General features: G+C 72.6%; 18 protein-coding genes, 1 rRNA gene and 1 pseudogene (1 of these 20 only partly in view). 12 read left to right on the top strand and 8 right to left on the bottom strand.

Translation table 11 applies throughout. From position 1 onward, the window contains the following. Window positions 1–8: 8 nt before the first annotated feature. The 3 genes from OHT74_RS17030 to OHT74_RS17020 form a co-directional block, all read right to left on the bottom strand. Entirely contained in the window at window positions 9–581 is a 573-nt protein-coding gene (locus OHT74_RS17030; protein ID WP_030158464.1) for a SigE family RNA polymerase sigma factor, read from the bottom strand. A 183-nt stretch (window positions 582–764) separates the two neighbouring features. Next, window positions 765–1,718: an A/G-specific adenine glycosylase gene (locus tag OHT74_RS17025; protein WP_266665131.1), complete on the bottom strand. Its 954-nt coding sequence runs from the start codon at window positions 1,716–1,718 to the stop codon at window positions 765–767. 21 nt (window positions 1,719–1,739) lie between these two features. Continuing rightward, on the bottom strand, window positions 1,740–2,162 hold the full coding sequence (locus OHT74_RS17020; RefSeq protein WP_328620643.1) for a phosphatase PAP2 family protein: 423 nt from the start codon (window positions 2,160–2,162) through the stop codon (window positions 1,740–1,742). A 223-nt stretch (window positions 2,163–2,385) separates the two neighbouring features. Between OHT74_RS17020 and OHT74_RS17015 the strand changes: the two genes are divergently transcribed. Continuing rightward, complete coding sequence (locus tag OHT74_RS17015) at window positions 2,386–3,123, top strand: hypothetical protein (protein WP_328620642.1); 738 nt, start codon at window positions 2,386–2,388, stop codon at window positions 3,121–3,123. A gap of 108 nt (window positions 3,124–3,231) precedes the next feature. Here the strand turns inward: OHT74_RS17015 and disA are convergent, their stop codons facing one another. Together disA and radA are read right to left on the bottom strand one after the other, a co-directional pair. Continuing rightward, window positions 3,232–4,356, bottom strand: a complete 1,125-nt coding sequence (gene disA, locus OHT74_RS17010) for a DNA integrity scanning diadenylate cyclase DisA (RefSeq protein WP_266665127.1) — start codon at window positions 4,354–4,356, stop codon at window positions 3,232–3,234. Between the two features lie 254 nt (window positions 4,357–4,610). Then, on the bottom strand, window positions 4,611–6,014 hold the full coding sequence (radA, locus tag OHT74_RS17005) for a DNA repair protein RadA (RefSeq protein ID WP_328620641.1): 1,404 nt from the start codon (window positions 6,012–6,014) through the stop codon (window positions 4,611–4,613). Window positions 6,015–6,233: 219 nt separating this feature from the next. Here radA and OHT74_RS17000 point away from each other — a divergent pair. Further along, a pseudogene (locus OHT74_RS17000) lies at window positions 6,234–7,343 on the top strand (RNA polymerase sigma factor); the annotation flags it as partial. A gap of 154 nt (window positions 7,344–7,497) precedes the next feature. Here the strand turns inward: OHT74_RS17000 and OHT74_RS16995 are convergent. Next, window positions 7,498–8,364: a hypothetical protein gene (locus tag OHT74_RS16995; protein ID WP_266996351.1), complete on the bottom strand. Its 867-nt coding sequence runs from the start codon at window positions 8,362–8,364 to the stop codon at window positions 7,498–7,500. Window positions 8,365–8,427: 63 nt separating this feature from the next. Between OHT74_RS16995 and OHT74_RS16990 the strand changes: the two genes are divergently transcribed. From OHT74_RS16990 to ilvD, 4 genes are all read left to right on the top strand, one after another. After that, window positions 8,428–9,357, top strand: a complete 930-nt coding sequence (locus tag OHT74_RS16990) for a Ppx/GppA phosphatase family protein (protein ID WP_266665119.1) — start codon at window positions 8,428–8,430, stop codon at window positions 9,355–9,357. A gap of 800 nt (window positions 9,358–10,157) precedes the next feature. Beyond that, on the top strand, window positions 10,158–10,994 hold the full coding sequence (locus tag OHT74_RS16985) for a sugar phosphate isomerase/epimerase family protein (RefSeq protein WP_266665117.1): 837 nt from the start codon (window positions 10,158–10,160) through the stop codon (window positions 10,992–10,994). After that, a complete protein-coding gene (locus OHT74_RS16980; protein WP_266996358.1) occupies window positions 10,991–11,608 on the top strand; it encodes a TetR/AcrR family transcriptional regulator in 618 nt (205 codons plus the stop codon). The genes OHT74_RS16985 and OHT74_RS16980 overlap by 4 nt, the downstream gene beginning before the upstream one ends. A gap of 151 nt (window positions 11,609–11,759) precedes the next feature. After that, window positions 11,760–13,613: a dihydroxy-acid dehydratase gene (gene ilvD / locus OHT74_RS16975; protein ID WP_266665113.1), complete on the top strand. Its 1,854-nt coding sequence runs from the start codon at window positions 11,760–11,762 to the stop codon at window positions 13,611–13,613. 115 nt (window positions 13,614–13,728) lie between these two features. Here the strand turns inward: ilvD and OHT74_RS16970 are convergent, their stop codons facing one another. Continuing rightward, window positions 13,729–15,885 carry a serine/threonine-protein kinase gene (locus tag OHT74_RS16970; protein ID WP_328620640.1) on the bottom strand — a complete coding sequence of 719 codons (2,157 nt, stop codon included), beginning with the start codon at window positions 15,883–15,885 and terminating at the stop codon, window positions 13,729–13,731. Window positions 15,886–15,993: 108 nt separating this feature from the next. Between OHT74_RS16970 and OHT74_RS16965 the strand changes: the two genes are divergently transcribed. The 5 genes from OHT74_RS16965 (at window position 15,994) to proC (ending at window position 19,502) form a co-directional block, all read left to right on the top strand. Then, a complete protein-coding gene (locus tag OHT74_RS16965) occupies window positions 15,994–16,296 on the top strand; it encodes an SH3 domain-containing protein (RefSeq protein ID WP_328620639.1) in 303 nt (100 codons plus the stop codon). 64 nt (window positions 16,297–16,360) lie between these two features. Beyond that, window positions 16,361–16,906, top strand: a complete 546-nt coding sequence (locus OHT74_RS16960; protein WP_399247795.1) for a hypothetical protein — start codon at window positions 16,361–16,363, stop codon at window positions 16,904–16,906. A 68-nt stretch (window positions 16,907–16,974) separates the two neighbouring features. Next, complete coding sequence (locus OHT74_RS16955; RefSeq protein ID WP_443047415.1) at window positions 16,975–17,859, top strand: ABC transporter ATP-binding protein; 885 nt, start codon at window positions 16,975–16,977, stop codon at window positions 17,857–17,859. Further along, window positions 17,856–18,593 (top strand): ABC transporter permease, encoded by a 738-nt coding sequence (locus tag OHT74_RS16950; RefSeq protein WP_266665107.1) that lies wholly within the window; start codon window positions 17,856–17,858, stop codon window positions 18,591–18,593. Before OHT74_RS16955 ends, OHT74_RS16950 begins: the two co-directional genes overlap by 4 nt. Window positions 18,594–18,692: 99 nt before the next feature. Further along, a complete protein-coding gene (gene proC / locus OHT74_RS16945; RefSeq protein ID WP_030300629.1) occupies window positions 18,693–19,502 on the top strand; it encodes a pyrroline-5-carboxylate reductase in 810 nt (269 codons plus the stop codon). A gap of 57 nt (window positions 19,503–19,559) precedes the next feature. Here the strand turns inward: proC and trpS are convergent, their stop codons facing one another. Next, window positions 19,560–20,558 carry a tryptophan--tRNA ligase gene (gene trpS / locus OHT74_RS16940; protein WP_266665105.1) on the bottom strand — a complete coding sequence of 333 codons (999 nt, stop codon included), beginning with the start codon at window positions 20,556–20,558 and terminating at the stop codon, window positions 19,560–19,562. A gap of 868 nt (window positions 20,559–21,426) precedes the next feature. Here trpS and OHT74_RS16935 point away from each other — a divergent pair. Continuing rightward, a 16S ribosomal RNA gene (locus OHT74_RS16935) occupies window positions 21,427–21,522 on the top strand (it continues 1,429 nt past the right edge of the window).

The following is a 21,522-nucleotide window of genomic DNA, read 5'->3' as shown; positions in this document are numbered from 1 at the left end:
TTGGCCGTTCAGGCCGCGCACCGCTCACGCCCCTCGTACCGGATGGTGTGGTCACCGCGGTGGTCACCGCGCTCCAGCGCACGCATGTCCAGATCCCGGCTCTCCAACTCCTGCCGGAGCCGGGCCAGCGCGCGGTGCAGGGTGCTCTTCACAGTACCCGCCGACATTCCGAGCGCCGCGGCGGTCTCCTCGGTGCTCATCTGCTCCCAGTGTCGCAGCACGACCACGCTGCGCTGCTTGGGCGCGAGAACCTTGAGGATGTCCATCAGCAGGGCGCGGTCGGCGCGCTGGTCGGAGCCGTCCTCGACGGAGGCGTCCGGGAGCTGCTCGGTGGGGACCTCTTCCAGCTTGCGGGCGCGCCACCACTCGGTCCGGGTGTTGATCATGACGCGGCGCAGGTAGGCGTCGGCCAGGGACTTGTCGGCGATGCCGTCCCAGCGGCCGTACGTGCGCACCAGCGCGGTCTGCAGGAGGTCCTGCGCGTCCGTGGGGTCCGGGACCAGGCGTCGGGCACTGCGCAGGAGCGCGTCCTGCCGAGTGCGTACGTACTCCTCGAATCCGAGTACCTCGCCGTGCGCCATCTCAGACCGCCTCCGTCCCGTGCAACCGCTCATCCCCGTGTCCTACGCATTCGAAGGTACGGAGGGGTTGTCACGGGCCTGTGCGGGCCAGCCTTCGGTGGACGCACGGACACCCATAGGTTGTGTAACAGTGCCGTGAGCTGGGGTTTGGCCGGAAGAAGCGGAATCCCCCGCTCAGTTAGCTCAGCCCGTCGCGGGGCTCTGGGCCAGGTCCGTCGCGGGGCCCTGCGGCAGCCGGTACATCCCCCCGGCGAGCGGTTCGACCAGCCCGTCGGAGACCAGCCCGTCCAGCGCCCGGGCCCGCTGCACGGGCTCGTCCCAGACCGTGTCCAGCACCGCCTGCGGAACCGGCCCGACCGCATCCCGCAGCACCGCGAGGAGCTTGCCGCGCACCTGCCGGTCCGTCCCCGCGTACGTCTGCCCGCGCCGCGGCGGCCCCTCGTGGGCCGGCTTCCCGGCCAGCCGCCACGCGCACAGCCCGGCCACCGGGCAGCGCGTGCAGTCCGGGGACTTGGCCGTGCACACCAGGGCGCCGAGCTCCATCGAGGCCGCCGCCCAGCGGGCCGCGGTCTCCTCGTCCTCCGGCAGCAGGGCCCGGGCCAGGCGCCGCTCGGCGGCCGTGGTGGCGTTCGGCGGGTACTCGACCCCGGTCGTGGTGCGGGCGAGGACCCGGCGCACGTTGGTGTCGAGCACGGCGTGCCGCTGCCCGTACGCGAACGAGGCCACGGCGGCCGCCGTGTACTCGCCGATCCCGGGCAGCGCGAGCAGCTGCGCGTGCTCCCGCGGTACGTCGCCCGCGTGCCGCTCCGTTATCGCGACGGCCGCGCCGTGCAGGCGCAGGGCCCGGCGGGGGTAGCCGAGCCGCCCCCAGGCCCGTACGGCCTCGCCCGGGGCCTCGGCGGCCAGGTCGGCGGGGCGGGGCCACCGGGCGAGCCACCGCTCGTACACCGGCAGGACCCGGCTGACCGGGGTCTGCTGGAGCATGAACTCGCTGACCATGACCCCCCAGGGGCCGGCCTCGGGGCGGCGCCAGGGCAGGTCGCGGGCGTGCTCCTCGAACCAGGCGATGACCGGGGAGTGCAGCGCGTGGGACGCGTCGGGGGACGTCTCGGGGGAAGGGCTGGAGGATGCAGTCATGGCAACGGCATCCTGGCACGTTCAGGGATGCCGCGCGGGGGCCGGGCCGGTGAACCGGACAGCGGCGCGCCCCCCGCTCGCCCGCATGGCGGCGGTGATCGTACTGATCGGACCGGTGAGGGCGAGGACGAAGAGGGCGGCGAGCGAACCGCCGAGCAGCAGGCCCACGCCCACGTCGTGGGGGTAGTGGACGCCGACGAAGACCCGGGAGAAGGCCATCAGCAGGGCCAGCGGCACGGTCAGCAGTGCGAGGCGGCGTACGGCCAGGGCCAGCGCGACGGCCCGCGGGCCGTCCTGGGTGCGCGCACGCCACCACACGGCTATGAAGAGCAGGCCGAAAAGCACCAGCCCGTACTCCGTCCAGGCCTCGAACGCCGACCGCATCCAGCCGGGTGCGGAGCGGGCGGAATCGGTGATGTCGCGGTAGAGGCCGGAGGTGTCCACGGTCACCGAACGTACTCAAACCCGATCGCGCCTGACGTGGGACTCTTGGCCGATTCTCACCGGTCGGACGTCCGCCTGCAGGATGATCATCGGCAGAACAAGCCGCTTGCGCGGCATGTGGGGCGCAGATCGGGCCGCGGACTCTCGTAAAGTTCCGTCCGTGGGATCTATGCGCAATCCGGTCGGGCCGCTCCCCTCCTCCATCTACTGGCGACGGAGGGCTGTGCTGGCGTCCGTTGTCGCGCTGCTCGCGCTCCTCGCCGTATGGACCGTCAGTTCCGGTGGGGGGAAGTCGAGTACGAACGGCAAGGGCGGCGACAAGGGGCCCGACCCGGTCGCCTCGATCACCCCCGGGCCCGCGGGGACGGGGCCGGCGATCAGTCAGGCGCCGGGCGGGCGTGCGGAGTCGGGCGGCGGCGCGGGCAAGAACGGCGAGCCGGGCGGCACTCCGGGCACGGCGGCGGGCGCGGGTTCGGGCTCCGCCGGCAGCGTCGGGGGCAGCGGCAGTGGCGGTACGGGCGGCTCCACGTCCCAGGTCCCGGCGGACTCCCCGCTTCCCACGTGCGCCCCGAGCGGGCTGCAGTGGGAGGTCAAGAGCGTGAAGAACGAGTACGAGACGAGCGAGAAGCCCCGCCTCGAACTGGTCGCCCGCAATGTCTCCGGCACGACCTGCAAGGTCGACCTCGGCCCGAAGCAGGCGGTCCTGACCATCCTCCAGGCGAGCACCAGCAAGGCCGTCTGGTCCTCGTCGGACTGCCCGTCGGGCGCGGGCAACGCGTTCTTCCGGGTGCCGGCGCAGGGGGAGACGAAGCAGTCGCTGGAGTGGGACAGGAAGTTCAGCGCGGCGGACCAGTGCCAGGCGCCTCCGGCGGGGAGCGCGGCTCCGGACACGTACGTGGTGGAGGTCAAGTCCCCGGGCATGCCGGTCGCCCGAACGTCGTTCGTCCTCAAGCAGGACTAGTGCCTTGGGGCGGAGCCCGGGTGGGGTCCCGCCGGACGCAGTCCGGCGCAGCGGGCCGAAGCCCGGGAGGCGCCCAGGCGCCGGGCGGCGCGAGGTCCGCGCAAAGGATCAGACGTAGCGCTCGAGGATCGAGGACTCCGCCAGGCGGGACAGGCCCTCGCGGACGCTCCGCGCACGGGCTTCCCCGACCCCGTCGACCGTCTGCAGATCGTCCACCGACGCGGCCAGCAACTTCTGCAGGCCCCCGAAGTGCTCCACCAGCCGCTCGATGATGGCCCCCGGCAGCCGCGGAACCTTCGCCAGCAGCCGGTACCCCCGCGGGGACACCGCCGAGTCGAGCGTCTCCGGCGAGCCCGTGTACCCCAGCGCGCGCGCCACGATGCCGAGCTCCAGCAGCTCCGGATGCGTCAGGGCGTCCAGCGCCGGCAGCGCCTCGTCCACCGTGCGGGAGCGCTTCGCCGTCGGCTCCGGCACGTAGTCCCGGATCACCAGCTCCCGCTCCTGCTCGATGCCGACCGTCAGCTCGTCCAGCTGGAGCGACAGCAGTCGCCCGTCCGTACCCAGCTCGACCACGTATTCAGCGATTTCCGTGGCAATGCGGCGAACCATTTCCAGCCGCTGCGCGACCGCCGTCACGTCGCGCACCGTGACCAGGTCCTCGATCTCCAGCGCCGACAGCGTCCCCGCGACCTCGTCGAGCCGCAGCTTGTACCGCTCCAGCGTGGCCAGCGCCTGGTTCGCCCGCGACAGGATCGCCCCGGACTCCTCCAGGACCCGGCGCTCCCCGTCCACGTACAGCGCGATCAGCCGCATCGACTGCGACACCGACACCACGGGGAAGCCGCACTGCTTCGAGACGCGGTCCGCGGTGCGGTGACGGGTGCCCGTCTCCTCCGTCGGGATCGACGCGTCAGGCACCAGCTGGACGCCGGCCCGCAGGATCTTGGTGATGTCCTTGTCCAGGATCAGCGCGCCGTCGAGCTTGCACAGCTCGCGCAGCCGGGTCGCGGTGAACTCCACGTCCAGGACGAAACCGCCCGTGCACATCGCCTCGACGGACTTGTCCATCCCGAGGACGATGAGGCCGCCGGTGTTGCCGCGGACGATCCGTTCCAGACCGTCACGCAGGGGCTGACCAGGTGCGACCGCGCTCAGCGAGGCGCGCATCATGGCCTCCTGCTTGGAGCTCGCGCCCGACTTCCCGGATGCTGCTGCCCCGTCCTTGGCTGCCACTGCACTCCTCCGGTCGCGGGTTGCGCCGCCTGCGTACGGCCGGGCGGACCATCCAGAAGTCTACCGGCGCGCGCTGCGCGCCCGCCGTGGCTTGGCCAGGTGCGCCCCCGAGGGACCCCGTACGGGTCCCCTCACCAGGCACTCCTGCGCCAACTCCACCGCTCCTGCACGGCTCCTGCACGCTCACTCCGCCACACCTTCGCGGGCGCCGACGCCGTGACCGCCCGCTCCACGGGCCCCTGCGCCGCGGCCGCCTACTCCTTGGCCGCCGCCCGCGACCGCCCGCGCGGCAGGACGCGCAGGGCGTCGCCCATGTCCGCGACCTCGGTGACCTTCATGCCGGCCGGCACCTTCCCGGGGTCGCCGGGCACCAGGGCGTGCGTGAAGCCGAGCCGGTGCGCCTCCGCGAGCCGCCGCTGCACCCCGGTCACGCGCCGCACCTCGCCCGCGAGGCCGACCTCCCCGATCGCGACGAGGTTCTTCGGCAGCGGCACGTCGCTCGCCGCCGAGGCCAGCGCGAGCGCGATCGCCAGGTCGGCGGCCGGCTCCGTCAGCTTCACCCCGCCCACGGTGGCGCTGTAGATGTCGCGCTTGCCGAGTGCGGTGATCCGGCCGCGCTGCTCCAGCACCGCCAGCATCATCGAGACGCGGGAGGTCTCCAGGCCCGAGGTGGTCCGCCGCGGCGAGGGGATCTGCGAGTCCACGGTCAGCGCCTGCACCTCGGCGACCAGCGGGCGCTTGCCCTCCAGCGTCACCGTCAGGCAGGTCCCGGGGACGGCCTCCGCGCGCCGGGTCAGGAACAGTCCGCTCGGGTCGGCGAGCCCGGTGATCCCCTCGTCGTGGAGCTCGAAGCAGCCGACCTCGTCGGTGGCCCCGTACCGGTTCTTGACGCCGCGTACGAGGCGCAGGCGTGCGTGCCGGTCGCCCTCGAAGCTGAGGACCACGTCCACCAGGTGCTCCAGCAGCCGGGGGCCGGCGATCGCCCCGTCCTTGGTGACGTGCCCGACCAGCAGGGTGGCCATGCCGCGCTCCTTGGAGGCGCGGATCAGCGCCCCGGCCACCTCGCGGACCTGGGCCATGCCGCCGGGTGCGCCGTCGATCTCGGGCGAGGCCACGGTCTGTACGGAGTCCAGGACCAGCAGCGAGGGCTGCACGGCGTCGAGGTGGCCCAGCACGGCGGACAGGTCGGTCTCGGCGGCGAGGAAGAGGTGGTCGCTCAGCGCTTTGATCCGGTCGGCCCGCAGCCGCACCTGGCTCGCCGACTCCTCGCCCGTCACGTAGAGCGTGCGGTGCGCCTCGCTGGCCGCCTTCGCCGCCACGTCCAGCAGCAGCGTCGACTTCCCGACGCCGGGCTCGCCGGCCAGCAGGACGACGGCGCCGGGCACGAGCCCGCCGCCGAGGACCCGGTCCAGCTCGTCCACACCGGTGCTGCGGGCGGTCGCCGTCCGGCCGTCGACCTGCGCGATCGGGAGCGCGGGCGCCGAGACCCGGCCGGCGGCGGTGGTCCGTACGGCGGGCGCGCCGCCCATTTCCTCCACGGTGCCCCACGCCTGGCATTCGGGGCACCGCCCGAGCCATTTCGCGGTCGTGTACCCGCACTCGGAGCAGCGGTAGGACGGCCGGTCCTTGGCGGATGAACGAGATGTACGGGCAGCCATGCGGCCCACGGTATCCGGCCCCTGTGACAGCGCCCGCGCCACGGGCCGGGGTCCGGGCCGGGGTCCGGGCCGGGCCCGGCTCCGCGCCGGGTCCGCGCCCCTGCCCGCGCGCCCGGCGTCAGGGCCGCTGTCAGCACGGGTTCGATCTGTTCACCCGTAAGGGCTAAAACAGCTGAAGGCTTCACGGCCGTCACCGGCGTGCGGCCTACCTTCGCCAGGGTGAACAGCAGCAGCCAGGAGAGCCCCGCCCAGCGCACCGGCGCACACCGGGCGCACGGGCGCACGCCCCCCGAGGGCCCCGAAGGCCGAGAAGGCCCCGAAGGAGAACGGCAGCCGCCCCCCTTCCGGCACGAGCCGTACCTCGACGGCCTGTTCACGTACTGCCTGTCGGTCCTCTGCGACCACGACACCGCCACCGAGGTGCTCGCCGACGTCCTCGCCGTCGCCGAGCGGCACCCGGGCCGATGTCCCGACGAGGGCGGCCGGCGGGCCTGGCTGTACGCCCTCGCCCGCTGGGGCTGTCTGCAGCGGCTGGCCGAGCACCGGCGGACCCGGCAGGGAGCGCATTCCGCCCGGCGCACGCCGGAGCACACGGATTCCGAGCACGCGCCGGAGGCGCACCGCTCCCTGGACGTGAATGCCTACCGGCGCACCGAGCTGGCCCGCCTCGCCTGGCCCGAGGCCGCCGGGACCACGCCCGCGCAGCGCGAGGCCCTCGAGCTCGCCGTCCGCCACCGCCTCGGCGTCCCCGAACTCGCCGCCGTCCTCGGCACGCCCCCCGCCACCGCCCGGGAGCTGCTGGCCGGCGCCGCCTGCGAGGTGGAGCGGACCCGCGCCGCCCTCGCCGTCGTCGAGACCGGCAGCTGCCCCTCCGTCTCGCGGCTCACCGGCGACGGCCAGGTGCTCCTGTCCACCACCCTGCGCGCCGAGCTGGTCCGCCACGTCGACGACTGCCCGCGCTGCCGCCGCGTCGCCGAGCGCGTCGACGCCGCCTCGCCCTGGCCCGGCACCGGCGGCATCCACGCGGCCCTCCCGCTGGTCCCCGCCCCGCGCACTGCCGTCCGCGCGGCCATGCTGCGCTCCGGCGGCGGTGGCCGGCGCCGCCGCAGGCCCGGCCCCCGCTTCGACCGCACCGGCTTCCCGATGGACCCCCGGGACCGTGCGGCCCGCCGCGACCGGCTGCGGGCCCGGGCCTTGACCACCACCGTCGTCGCCACCGTCGTCGCGGCCCCGGTCCTCGCGCTCTGGGCCGCGTACCGCGGCGCCCCGGAGACCGGCGAGCCCGTCGGCGTGGAAGCCACCCGGATCTCCGCGAGCGAGTCCGAGATCCCCCTCCCGCACCAGGACGGCCGCCGCCCCCACGCCGACGCCCACACCGACCCCGAGCGCCTCAGGAGGAACGGTTTCCCCGCCCGCGGACCCGAGCGGGCCGGCGGCGGGCTAGGCGGGGTCGGTCGGGCCGGGTCGGTCGGGCCGGGTCGGACTAAGCCGGGTCCGCGGGGTGCGGCGCCATCGGCAGCAGCGAGGACAGCCGTGCCTCGCACAGCTTCACGAGGGCCTCGTACCCCTCCTTGCCCATCAGCTCGGTCAGCTCCGCGCGGTACGACACGTACACCGGCTCGCCGGCGCCGTGCGCGGACGTCGCCGACGTGCACCACCAGTGCAGGTCGTGCCCGCCCGGACCCCAGCCGCGCCGGTCGTACTCGCCGATCGACACCTGCAGCACCCGCGTGTCGTCCGGCCGGTCGATCCAGTCGTACGTCCGGCGGATCGGCAGCTGCCAGCACACGTCGGGCTTGGTCTCCAGCGGCTCCTGGCCGCTCTTCAGCGCCAGGATGTGCAGCGAGCACCCGGCGCCGGCGGGGAACCCCGGCCGGTTCAGGAAGATGCACGCGCCGTCCCAGCGGCGGGTCTGCTTCTCCCCGTCGTCGTCGTGCTGCGTCCAGCCGGTCTCGCTGCCGACGTCGTGGAACTGCCACAGCTCGGGCGTCAGTCGTGCCACGTGCTCGGCGACCCGCTTCTCGTCGTCCTCGTCCGAGAAGTGCGCGCCGAGGGTGCAGCAGCCGTCATCGGCCCGGCCGGCCTGGATGCCCTGGCAGCCGCTGCCGAAGATGCACGTCCAGCGGGAGGTCAGCCAGGTCAGGTCGCAGCGGAAGACCTGCTCGGCATCGGCGGGGTCGGGAAACTCCACCCAGGCCCGCGGGAAGTCGAGCCCCTTCTCGTCGTCACGCGCGACCGAGGCTTTGGCCTGGGGATTCGCCTTCTTGGCCTTGTCGGCCTTCTTGACCTTTTCGGTCTTCTCAGGCTTCTCGGCGGGCTTGGACTTGTTGGCCTTCTTCGTATTTGGCACAAACCCAAGCCTAAGCGCCCCTTACGCCACCCATACTCCAGCCGCACAGTAGCGTTTCCTCGTATGAGACTCGGTGTCCTTGATGTGGGTTCGAACACGATCCATCTGCTGGTGGTGGACGCGCACCCCGGCGCGCGCCCGCAGCCGGCGCACTCGCACAAGGTGGAACTGCGGCTGGCGGAGCTGCTCGATGAGGCCGGAGCGGTCACCCCGGCGGGCATAGAGCGCCTCGTATCGGTGATCGGCGAGGCCGCGCAGGCCGCCGAGGACAAGGGCTGCGAGGACGTGCTGCCCTTCGCGACCAGCGCCGTACGGGAAGCCACCAACGCGGACGAGGTCCTGGCCCGGGTGAAGCTCGAGACCGGCATCGACCTCCCCATCCTCAGCGGTGAGGACGAGGCGCGGCTGACGTTCCTCGCCGCCCGCCGCTGGTTCGGCTGGTCCGCGGGCAAGCTGCTGGTCCTCGACATCGGCGGCGGCTCGCTGGAGATCGCGTACGGCATCGACGAGGACCCCGACGCGGCGGTCTCGCTGCCGCTGGGCGCGGGCCGCCTCACCACGGGCTGGCTCCCGGGCGACCCGCCGGACGGGGCGGACGTACGGGCGCTGCGCCGGCACGCGCGGGCCCAGATCGCGCGCACGGTCGGCGAGTTCAGCCGCTTCGGGGCGCCGGACCACGTGGTGGCGACGTCGAAGACCTTCCGGCAGCTGGCCCGCATCGCGGGCGCGGCACGCTCGGCGGACGGGCTGTACGTACAGCGGGACCTGACTCGGAAGTCCCTGGAGGAGTGGGTCCCGAGGCTCGCGGCGATGACGACCGCGCAGCGGGCCGCCCTCCCGGGCGTCTCGGAGGGCCGCGCGTCCCAGCTGCTGGCGGGGGCGCTGGTCGCGGAGGGCGCGATGGACCTCTTCGGCGTCGACGAACTCGAGATCTGCCCCTGGGCCCTCCGCGAGGGCGTCATCCTGCGCCGCCTGGACCACTTGCCGTCCTGAGGCGCGTACGGGGCTTGCGGCGCGGGCGGGGGGTACGGGGCTTGCGGCGCGGGCGGGGTCTTCGCCCCCTCGCTCCGCCGCCCCGGCACGGTGGTTGCCCACCCGCCGCCCTCGGCAGCGAGGCCCGGGCCCGGCAGCCCCCGAGCGGGGTCGACGTCGGCAGTATTTCGTTCAGGCAGGCGCTGCCTGGCAGGCCGGGGACCCGGGGCGGCATGCCTGCGGGGCCCGATCGGGGATGGTTCGGGGGTTTCCCGCCAGTCCCATCGTCTCTCCGTGTCGGGCCGGGCCCTCAAGGGCGCTTCGCGTCGCTTCGCGACGGCCTTCGGCCGCCCTTGACCGCCCGTCCCGCCCCGGAAAGACAAGGACTGCCGGGAAGCCCCCAAAAGGACGGTCACCTGGACACAAGCCTTGAGCAGGGCGGCATCAGCGATCTCGCGGCTTGGTTCCGGGGGTCCGGATGCCCAGCCGGGGCCCATGAGCAGGCCCGTCCCGGGTCGGGGCCGCCGGCCCAGCCGGAGCCGGACAGCGACCAGAACACCATCGGGGTCGGACAGGCGGCCGATGCGCGTCAGATCGCTACGCGTTCCTCACATCTCAGCGTCTGCCGGGTTGCCCATCGTTCAAAGGGCTCGTCCATGGTCCTACCTCCGCCCAAGGGCTCGTCCATGGTCCTACCTCCGTCCAGGAGGGCCGCACCTCAGCGGCCCGGAAATGCGAATCCCCGGCGTCCCGTTCCCGGGATCGGGGCCGGCGTGGCGGCCGTCACGGTCCTCGGCGGCTGCGCCCCGTACCCTGTCCCCGTGGCAAAACCAGTCCGGATCCCGACCGCGAAAGTCGCCCTCTCCACCGCCTCCGTGTACCCGGAGTCGACGGCGACCGCCTTCGAGATCGCCGCGCGCCTCGGGTACGACGGCGTCGAGGTGATGGTCTGGACGGATCCGGTCAGCCAGGACATCGATGCGCTGCGGCGGCTGTCCGAGCATCATCAGGTGCCGATCCTGGCCGTGCACGCCCCTTGTCTGCTCATCACCCAGAGGGTGTGGTCCACCGATCCCTGGACCAAGCTCCAGCGGGCGCAGGCCGCGGCCGAGCGGCTGGGGGCCTCGACCGTCGTCGTGCACCCGCCCTTCCGGTGGCAGCGGCAGTACGCGCGGGACTTCGTCAGCGGCATCTGGCGGATGGCCGACGAGACCGACGTCCGGTTCGCCGTCGAGAACATGTACCCGTGGCGGTACCGGGACCGCGAGATGCTGGCCTATGCCCCCGAGTGGGATGTCACCAAAGACGATTACCGGCATTTCACTGTCGATCTTTCGCATACCGCGACCGCCCGTACGGATGCGGCCGCGATGATCGACCGCATGGGGGACCGCCTCGCGCACGTGCACCTCGCCGACGGCAACGGCTCGGCCAAGGACGAGCACCTCGTCCCCGGCCGCGGCACCCAGCCCTGTGCCGAGCTGCTGGAACGTCTCGCCACCAGTTCCTTCGCCGGGCACGTCGTCATCGAGGTGAACACCCGCCGCGCGATGTCCTCCGCGGAGCGCGAGGCCGACCTCGCCGAGGCCCTGGCCTTCACCCGGCTCCACCTCGCGGCCAGTGCCGGTGCCACCCCGGTTCGGACCCCCCGGCCATGACGGAACCCGCCAAGCCGCGCCGCGGGCCCGGCCGGCCCCGTCAGGACGAGGCCGACGACGGCCCCGGCACCCAGGAGCGGATCCGGCTCGCGGCCCGCGAGGTGTTCGCGGAGCGCGGGTACGACAAGACGTCCGTACGCGGCATCGCGAAGGTCGCCGGCGTGGACCCGGCACTGGTCCACCACTACTTCGGCAGCAAGGACGACCTCTTCGCCGCCGCCATCGAGGTCACGATGGAGCCCGCCCTCGTCGTCCCCGCGATCGTCGGGGAGGGCCCCGAGGGCATCGGCGAACGCCTGGCGCGCTACTTCCTGGGCATCTGGGAGAACCCGGTCTCCCGCGCCCCCCTCCTCGCCGTCATCCGCTCCGCCCTCACCCACGAGGCCGCGGCGGCGGTCCTGCGCCGGCTGATCCTGCGCCGGGTCCTGGAACGGGTCGCGGCCGACCTCAACGTCCCCGACCCCACCTTCCGCGCCGAGCTCGCCGCCTCCCACATGATCGGCATCGCGCTCCTGCGGTACGTGGTCCAGATCGAGCCCCTCGCGTCCGCCGACCCGGAGGCCATCGTCGCCCTCGTGGCCCCGACCCTCCAGCGCTACCTGACCGAGGAATGAGCCCTGACCGAGGAATGAGCCGCTCGTCCCGGGATGCGGACAACCTGTCCGCATCCCGGGCCAGGGGCGTAGCCTCGTAACCGAGCCATATCCACAGTCGTAAAGTCGCGGCCGGCGCCTTGCGCCACCGCACTCATGGGGAGTGAACCCGATGCCCGAGCTGAGGTCCCGCACCGTCACCCACGGCCGCAACATGGCGGGCGCACGCGCCCTTATGCGTGCGTCGGGCGTAGCGAGCGAGGACATCGGGAAGCCGATCATCGCGGTCGCCAACTCGTTCACCGAGTTCGTCCCCGGGCACACGCACCTGGCCCCGGTCGGCCGGATCGTCTCCGACGCCATCCGCGCCGCGGGCGCCATCCCGCGCGAGTTCAACACCATCGCGGTCGACGACGGCATCGCCATGGGCCACGGAGGCATGCTGTACTCCCTGCCCTCCCGCGACCTGATCGCGGACAGCGTGGAGTACATGGTCGAGGCGCACTGCGCCGACGCGCTCATCTGCATCTCCAACTGCGACAAGATCACGCCCGGCATGCTGATGGCCGCCATGCGCCTCAACATCCCCGTCGTGTTCGTGTCGGGCGGCCCGATGGAGGCCGGCCAGGCCATCCTCGTCGACGGCACCGTCCGCAAGCTCGACCTGATCGACGCCATGGTCGACGCCTCCAACGAGAACGTCTCGGACGAGGACGTGCTGCGGATCGAGGAGAACGCCTGTCCGACCTGCGGGTCGTGTTCGGGCATGTTCACCGCCAACTCGATGAACTGCCTCGCCGAGGCCATCGGCCTGGCCCTCCCCGGCAACGGCTCCGTCCTCGCGACGCACACCGCCCGCCGCGCCCTGTACGAGGACGCCGGCCGTACGGTCGTCGAGATCACCAAGCGGTACTACGAGCAGGACGACCACTCGGTCCTGCCGCGCTCCATCGCGACCCGCCAGGCCTTCGAGAACGCCATGGCCCTCGACATCGCGATGGGCGGCTCCACGAACACGATCCTGCACCTGCTGGCCGCCGCCCAGGAGGCGGGCCTGGAGTACGACCTCACCGACATCGACGAGGTCTCGCGCCGGGTTCCGTGCCTGGCCAAGGTCGCCCCGAACGTGGCGCCCGGCGGCACGTACTACATGGAGGACATCCACCGGGCCGGCGGCATCCCCGCCATCCTCGGCGAGCTGCACCGCGGTGGCCTCCTGAACAAGGACGTCACCACGGTCCACTCCGAGAACCTGGAGGACTGGCTCGGGAAGTGGGACGCCCGCAGCGGCACCGCCTCGGAGGTGGCCATGGAGCTGTGGCACGCGGCCCCCGGCTGCGTGCGCTCCGCCACCGCCTTCTCCCAGTCCGAGCGCTGGGACACCCTCGACCTCGACGCCGAGGGCGGCTGCATCCGCTCCGTCCAGCACGCGTACTCCAAGGACGGCGGGCTGGCCGTCCTGCGCGGCAACATCGCGGTCGACGGCTGTGTCGTGAAGACGGCCGGCGTCGACGAGTCGATCTGGACCTTCGAGGGCCCGGCGGTCGTCTGCGAATCGCAGGACGAGGCGGTCGACAAGATCCTCCGTAAGGAGATCAAGGCGGGCGACGTCGTCGTCATCCGGTACGAGGGCCCGCGCGGCGGCCCCGGCATGCAGGAGATGCTCTACCCGACGTCGTTCCTGAAGGGCCGCGGCCTCGGCAAGGTCTGCGCGCTGGTGACGGACGGCCGCTTCTCCGGCGGCACCTCGGGCCTGTCCATCGGCCACGCCTCCCCGGAGGCGGCCTCGGGCGGCAACATCGCCGTCGTCGAGGACGGCGACCGCATCCGGATCGACATCCCGAACCGCTCGATCGAGCTCCTGGTCGACGAGGCCACCCTGGCGGCCCGCCACGCGGCCCTCGGCGGCGTCTACGCCCCGAAGAACCGCGAACGCAAGGTCTCGGCGGCCCTGCGCGCGTACGCGGCGATGGCCACCAGCGCCGACAAGGGCGCAGTCCGCGACGTGAGCCTGCTGGGCGGCTGACCCGTCCCCGCGCACGCGGCTCCGCCGCATTCCGTCCGCCCGGACCCTGCGGGGGCCGGCCCCGCCGTTGGCGGGGGCCGGCCCCGCCGGCGTTCGCCCGGACGGGCCGGGGCCGTCACCACCCGGCGGGATCGGCCCCGTCCACGGCGAACACCGACCCGTCGGGCGCCGTTCCGTACACCCGCCCGTCGGCAGACACCGGCGCCGGCAGCGCCGCCGTGAACCCGTCCCGCCCGTCGCCCATCCGCGGCTTCGTCTGCCCCATCAGCCGCCCGCTCCCGGCATCGACCGCCAACAGCCGTCCATCCGGCGCCGCCAGGTGGATCCGGCCGTCGGCCGCCACCGGCCGGGAGGTCACGGCCAGGCCGGTCTCCAGCCGCCACTGCTCCTTCTCGGCGCCCACGGCGACCAGCCCGCCCGAGGCCCCCACCACGTACACGACGCCGTCCGGGCCCACCGCCGCCTCAGCGTCGAACAGCGGCGCCGACAGCCGGACCCGCCGTACGGCGTGACTCGTCACGTCCACCCGAACCACCGCACCGGTCTTCGCCTCCGCGTCGCTGTCCAGCAGGTACAGCCCGCCGTGCGCGCCTCCGACCGGCCGCAGCCGCCCCGCGGTCCGGAGCTGCCAGCGCAGCGTTCCGCCCGCCGGGTCCACCGCCGCGAGCTGCGTCGTACCGCCGCCCCCGTCGGGCGTCGCCACGTACATCACCGGTGCTCCGCCGGAATCCGGGCCGCCGCCCCACCACACGGAGCCCACCCCGCCGAGCTGCTTCGTCCACCGCACGGCCCCGCTCGCCGCGTCGAGCGCGGTCACACTCCCGTTCGGCGGCACGAGCAGCACCTGCCCGCCCGCGGCCACCACCCGCGCGCCGTCCGGCAGTTTCCGCTTCCAGCGCTCGGCGCCCGTCCCCGGATCCAGCGCCTGGAGGATCCCGCTGCCCGGGGCGACCGCGAGGACCAGCCCGCCCGCGTGCAGCGGCGCGCTGTCCGTCGCCGTCCCGGCGGCCGGGGCCGCGGCCGCCTTCACCGACCACATCACCGAGCCGTCCGCAGGGTCGAGCCGGGCCGCGGTCAGACCCGGCCCCGCGCAGTACAGGGCCGCCTCCCAGGAACAGGAGCCGGGGCCGGTCCGGTTGCCGGCTCCCGGCGCGCCCAGCGCAACCGCCCACGGGACGAAGGGCTTCGAGGGCACGGGACCGGCTTTCGCGGCGGTGGTCTTCCCCGGCGGTCCTGCGCCCGCCCCGAAGTGCAGGTACCCGCCCACGGCCCCGCCCGTCAGCAGCAGCCCCACGGCCACCGCCGCGGCCACCCGCGCCCTGCGCCGCCCTCGACCGGGACGTGCGGAATCGACGCTCAGCAGCCCCCTGCGGTGCGTGGCCTCTTCAGCCGCCCCCGTCTCGACCGGCGGCAGCGGCCGCGGCCGCGGGACGAACGTCTGCGTGTCCTCGGAGGTCGGGTACGCCACCGCCCGCATCTCCGCGATCAGCTCCTCCGCGGTGGGCCGGTCCGCCGGCTCCTTCGCCAGGCACCGCGCCACGAGCGGTACGAGCTGCTCCGGCAGCCCGCTCAGGTCGGGCTCGGCGTGCACGACCTGGTACGCCACGAGGTAGTGGCTGTCGGAGTCGAACGGCCCGTGCCCCGTCGCCGCGTGGACGAGCACCGCGCCCAGGGCGAAGACGTCCGCGGCCGTCCCCACCTCCCGCGGCCGCTGGAACTGCTCTGGCGCCATGTAGGGCGGCGTCCCGATCAGCTTCCCCGTCTCGGTCCGCAGATCGCTGTCCGCCGGCCGCGAGATGCCGAAGTCGATGACCCGGACCCCGTCCGGGGCCATCAGTACGTTGCTGGGCTTCAGGTCCCGGTGGACGACCCCCGCCCGGTGGATGTCCCGCAGCGCCTCTGCCAGCCCGGCGGCGAGCCTGGCCAGTTCGACGGGGTCCAGCACCCGCTCCCGTACGCGCTCGGCGAGCGTCGGGGCGTCGATGAACAGGGTGGCCATCCACGGCCGTTCGGCATCCGGATCGGCATCCACGACGGGCGCGGTGAAGGCTCCGCTCACCCGCCGGGCGGCGGTGACCTCTTGCCGGAACCGGGCCCGGAACTCCGGATCGACCGCATGCTCGGCATGCACGATCTTGACGGCGAGTTTCAGCCCCGAGCCGGAGGTGGCCAGGTGGACGACGCCCATCCCGCCGGAACCGAGCACCGATTCGAGCCGGTACTGCCCGGCGTACTCCGGAAAGCCCACGTAGTCCGCGCGCAGCGAATGCACCGCTCAACCACCCCCGCCGGAGCCTAGTCGATGACCCGTACGAATCTCCAAGGGTCCTGCTACCCTGCGCGAGTTGCGCACGGCAACACCCGTGGGGGGAGATTTCGCATGTCGACAGAGAATAATTCCAGCCAAGTCCAGAGCCTCGCAGCCGACTCCGGATTCCAGACGTTTCCGGTCGCTCCGGGGTACCGCGTGAACGTCCGCAGCGGCCCGGGCACCAACTACTCGGTCATCGACGTCCTGCCCTACGGGGCGTCCGTCGCGATCCGCTGCCAGTGCGACGGCACGACCGTCTCGGGCCCGTACGGCACGACGGACATCTGGGACTGCGTCGGCAACGGCCGGTTCGTCTCCGACGCCTACGTGAAGACGGGCAGCGACGGCTACGTCGCCACCCACTGCGCTTAGCGGCCCCCGTCTGCCACGTGAGACGACCCCGGCCGGGTCGGCGGGGCGGTGGATAATCGCTGGTGTGAGCGACGACGACCAGCGAGACCAGACCCCCGCCGAGCCGGCCGCGCAGGCGCCTGCGGTCCCCGCCCGCGCCGACGGGCCCGAGCCCGAGCCGATCCGGTTCTTCGGCACCACCTGGGTGAACCACGACGGCGGCTACGCGCTGCTCCGCGTCGGCCTCGCCGCCGGCTCGCTCATCACCGCCGTGGCCGCGGCCGTCCTGCTCCGCCTCGCCTACGAGGGCCTGGAGATCGGCAACGTCGGCCCGTTCCTGAGCATCTCCGTCGTCGTCCTCTTCGCGATCGCGAGCTCCATCGCCTTCGTCAAGACCTGGGACTCCTTCAAGCGGCGTCCCGCCCCGTCCTCCGACGAGGCAGCCCTCAAGGGCCTGAAGACGATCGGTTTCATCGGCTCCCTCATCGCGTACTTCCTGCGCTGCCTCGCCGAGGCCCCCGGCGAGAAGCTGCGCCGCGCCGAGTACGAGCGCGCCACCGCCGAATTCGCCCGCCGCCGCAGCACCCGTACGGGCAACCCGGCCGCGCGCCGCCCCAAGCGGAAGAAGTAGCGGCCCAGCCCCTTCGGCCGACCCCCTCCTGTTGACGCCCCGGCACCGCCAGGAGCATTATTCATCACATGATGAATAACCGAGAGCGAGAGGCCGTCACGGCCACGGCGGAGGTCTCGCCGCACGCCACGGCGGAAGCCACCGCCGAGTGCACGGCCACCGCCGTGCACGCCCGCGGCCTCACCGTCCGCCGCGGCACCGGCCGCGCCCCCCGCACCGTCATCGACGACATCGCCTTCGACGTCCCCCGCGGCCGCATCACCGGCCTCCTCGGCCCCTCCGGCTGCGGCAAATCCACCCTCATGCGCTCCATCGTCGGCACCCAGGCCCACGTCACCGGCACCCTCGACGTCCTCGGCCGCCCCGCCGGCCACCCCGAGCTCCGCTCCCGCATCGGCTACGTCACCCAGGCCCCCTCCGTCTACGACGACCTCACCGTCCGTCAGAACCTCGACTACTTCGCCGCCGTCCTCGACCCTTCCCCTCGCTTCGCCGGGGAGACCCCTCGCCGCGCCGCCGCCGACCGTCGCCGCGCCACCGTCACCCGCGCCATCGCCGACGTCGACCTCACCACCCACGCCACCGCCCTCGCCAGCAACCTCTCCGGCGGCCAGCGCAGCCGCGTCTCCCTCGCCGTCGCACTCCTCGGCACCCCCGAGCTGCTCGTCCTCGACGAACCCACCGTGGGCCTCGACCCCGTCCTGCGCCGCGACCTGTGGAACCTCTTCCACGACATCGCCGCCACCCGCGGCGCCACGATCCTCGTCTCCTCCCACGTCATGGACGAGGCCGAGCGCTGCCACGACCTGCTCCTCATGCGCGAGGGCCGCATCCTCGCCCAGGACACCCCCGACGCACTGCGCACCCGTACGCACTCCGCCACCGTCGAGGAGGGCTTCCTCCGCCTCGTCGACGAGGCCAACACCCTCGCCGCCCAGGAGCCGACCCCGTGAACAGCGCCCGCACCGCCGCCACCGCCGCCCGCGTCCTGCGCCAGCTGCGCCACGACCCGCGGTCCATCGCACTGATGCTCCTGGTCCCCGTACTGATGCTGACGCTGCTGCGCTTCGTCTTCGACGGGAACCCGCGCACGTTCGACAGCACCGGCGCGTCCCTCCTCGGGATCTTCCCCCTCATCACCATGTTCCTGGTGACCTCGATCGCGACCCTGCGCGAACGCACCTCCGGCACCCTCGAACGCCTCCTCGCCATGCCGCTCGGCAAGGGCGACCTGATCGCCGGCTATGCGCTCGCCTTCGGCGCCGTCGCCGTCGTCCAGTCCCTCCTCGCCACCGGCCTCGCCCTCTGGTTCCTCGGCCTCGACGTCGTCGGCTCCCCCTGGCTGGTCCTGCTCGTCGCCCTCCTCGACGCAATCCTCGGCACCGCGCTCGGCCTGTTCGTCTCCGCCTTCGCCGCCAGCGAGTTCCAGGCCGTCCAGTTCATGCCGGCCGTGATCTTTCCCCAGCTCCTGCTCTGCGGGCTCTTCGCCGCGCGCAACACCATGCAGCCCGTCCTCGAGGGCCTCTCGAACGTGCTGCCCATGTCCTACGCCGTCGACGGCATGACCCAGGTCCTCACCCACACCGACATGACCGCCGACTTCGTCCGCGACGCCGTGATCGTCGCCGCCTGCGCGCTGCTCGTCCTCGTCCTCGGCGCGGCCACCCTCCGCCGCCGTACGCCCTGACCGCACTGCGGACACCGCCTCGCCGCCGCGGGCACGGGTGCAAGGATGAGGACGGAGAGCAAGCACACGTGCAACACAGTTCGGCGAGGTGAATCGGGCATGACCCAGACAGTCGCAGTCCTCGGTACCGGCAAGATCGGCGAGGCCCTGCTCAGCGGAATGATCCGCGGCGGCTGGCCCGCCTCCAAACTCCTCGTCACCGCCCGCCGCCCCGAACGCGCCGAAGAGCTCCGCGCCCGCTACGGCGTCGAGGCCGTCAGCAACGCCGAGGCCGCCAAGCGCGCCGACACCCTCATCCTCACCGTCAAGCCGCAGGACATGGGCAAGCTCCTCGAGGAGCTCGCCCCGCACGTCCCCGCCGACCGCCTGGTCATCAGCGGCGCCGCCGGCATCCCCACCTCCTTCTTCGAGGAGCGGCTCGCCTCCGGCACCCCCGTCGTCCGCGTCATGACGAACACCCCCGCCCTCGTCGACGAGGCCATGTCCGTCATCTCGGCCGGCAGCCACGCCACCGCCGAACACCTCGCCCACACCGAGGAGATCTTCGGCGGCGTCGGCAAGACCCTGCGCGTTCCCGAGTCCCAGCAGGACGCCGCCACCGCCCTGTCCGGCTCCGGACCCGCCTACTTCTACTTCCTCGTCGAGGCGATGACCGACGCCGGCATCCTCCTCGGCCTGCCCCGCGCCCAGGCCCACGACCTCATCGTCCAGGCCGCCATCGGCGCCGCCGTGATGCTCCGCGACAGCGGCGAGCACCCGGTCAAGCTCCGCGAGGCCGTCACCTCCCCGGCCGGCACCACCATCAACGCGATCGTCGAACTCGAACGGCACGGCGTACGGGCCGCCCTGATCGCAGCCCTCGAAGCAGCCCGCGACCGCAGCCGCGAACTCGCCTCCGGAAACAGCTGACACAGCCGGCACAGAGGTACGGGCCCCGCGTGAGCGGGGCCCGTACCTCTGTCTCCGTCAGGGCTCCAGCAGCCCGATCGCCCGGTACGCCCGGTCCACGATCGGCCGCGCCAGCCCCCGCGCCCGCTCGGCCCCGTCCCGCAGCACCTTCTCCACCGCCGCCGGATCGGCCGCCAGCTCGGCATGCCGCTCCTGCACCGGCCGCAGCACCTCCACCACCGCGTCGGCGACATCCCGCTTGAGCGCCCCGTACCCGCTGTACTCCTCGGCGAGCGCGGCCGGATCGCCGCCGGTGCAGGCGGCCAGCACGTCCAGCAGGTTCGCGACCCCCGGCCGCGCCGCCCGGTCGTAGACGACCCCGCCGTCCCCGCTGTCGGTCACGGCCCGCATGACCTTCTTCCGGATCACCCCGGGCTCGTCCAGCATGAACACCACCCCGGGCCCCGCCCCGCCGGACTTCCCCATCTTCGACGTCGGCTCCTGCAGGTCCATGACCCGTGCGGCCACCTCCGGCAGCGTCACCTTCGGAACCGTGAACGTGTGCCCGTACCGCTGGTTGAAGCGCACCGCCAGATCCCGGGCCAGCTCCACGTGCTGCCGCTGGTCCTCACCCACCGGGACCTCCTCGGTCCCGTACGCCAGGATGTCGGCGGCCATCAGTACGGGATACGTCAGCAGCGACAGCCGTACGCCCTGCCCGGACGTCTGCGCCTGCGCGGACTTCTCCTTGTACTGGACCATCCGCCGCATCTCCCCGTCGGTGGCGGTGCACTCCAGCAGGTACGAGAGCCGGGTGTGCTCGTCGACGTGGCTCTGCAGGAACAGGGTGCATTTCTCCGGGTCCAGCCCGGAGGCGAGGAACAGCGTCGCCGCCTGCCGGCTGAGCCGGCGCACCCGCGCGGGATCGTGCTCGACGGTCAGTGCGTGGAGGTCGACGACGCAGAACAGCGCCTCGTCCGGCGCCTGGTCGGCGGCGACCCACTGCCGGACGGCCCCCAGGTAGTTCCCCAGCGTCAGATGTCCGGACGGCTTGATGCCGCTGAAGATCCTCGTCATGTCCTGTCTCCCTGTTCGTGGCTGGTGTCGGGACCGCCGCGTCGGGCGACCGAGCCACTCCCGGGAGGGGAGAAACAGAAACGGCCGCCGTAAGCGGCGGCCGTGAGCGCATGCGTGCTCGCGTGGAAGGTCGGCCGCCGTCAGGCGGCCCACCAGCGAAGGCTGAGCGTGAGCGCATGCGTAGTCATGGGCCTCAGGCTAGCGCTGCCGGGTGGCCTCTGTCCCGGAGTTGACACACGAGTCCGAGATCCGTAAGGTCCTTCGAGTTGTCCGACGTGAGCGCCGACTCCGGTCGGTCCCCGGACAGCCATCCCGCACTACACATTCGAACGAACGACGCACTGTGTCGTCTCGTTTTCATGCGTATTTGCGAATGAGGAATCCGTGTCCGAGGACGCAGCCGCCGATTAGGTTCGGGGGCAAGGAATCCGCTACTGTCTCACTCGCCGCAAGGGCCCAACAGCCCAAGTGGCGCAACCCGCTGACTGGGAGTCAGGCCCGAAAGGATCTGATAGAGTCGGAATCGCCGGAAAGGGAAAACGCGAAAGCGAAGGACCTGGAAAGCAAGCGAGACTGACTCTGATAGAGTCGGAAACGCAAGAACGAAAGCCCGGAGGAAAGCCCGAGAGGGTGAGTACAAAGGAAGCGTCCGTTCCTTGAGAACTCAACAGCGTGCCAAAAATCAACGCCAGAAGTTGATACCCCGTCCACTTCGGTGGATGAGGTTCCTTTGAAAAAGACCTGTGAGGTCGCGGTTCGCCGCGATGCTTGCAGGCAATTACACAGCGAGGACGCAGTGGTCAGTCGGTCATATTCCGACCATGACTGGCCCGCTCAACGTGTGTGTGCACCGGATTACCGGTAAACATTCATGGAGAGTTTGATCCTGGCTCAGGACGAACGCTGGCGGCGTGCTTAACACATGCAAGTCGAACGATGAAGCCCTTCGGGGTGGATTAGTGGC

This window comes from Streptomyces sp. NBC_00354 (assembly GCF_036106915.1).
GTDB lineage: Bacteria > Actinomycetota > Actinomycetes > Streptomycetales > Streptomycetaceae > Streptomyces.
Note: the sequence above shows the minus strand (reverse complement) of the source record. Positions and strands in the feature narration are given on the sequence as shown.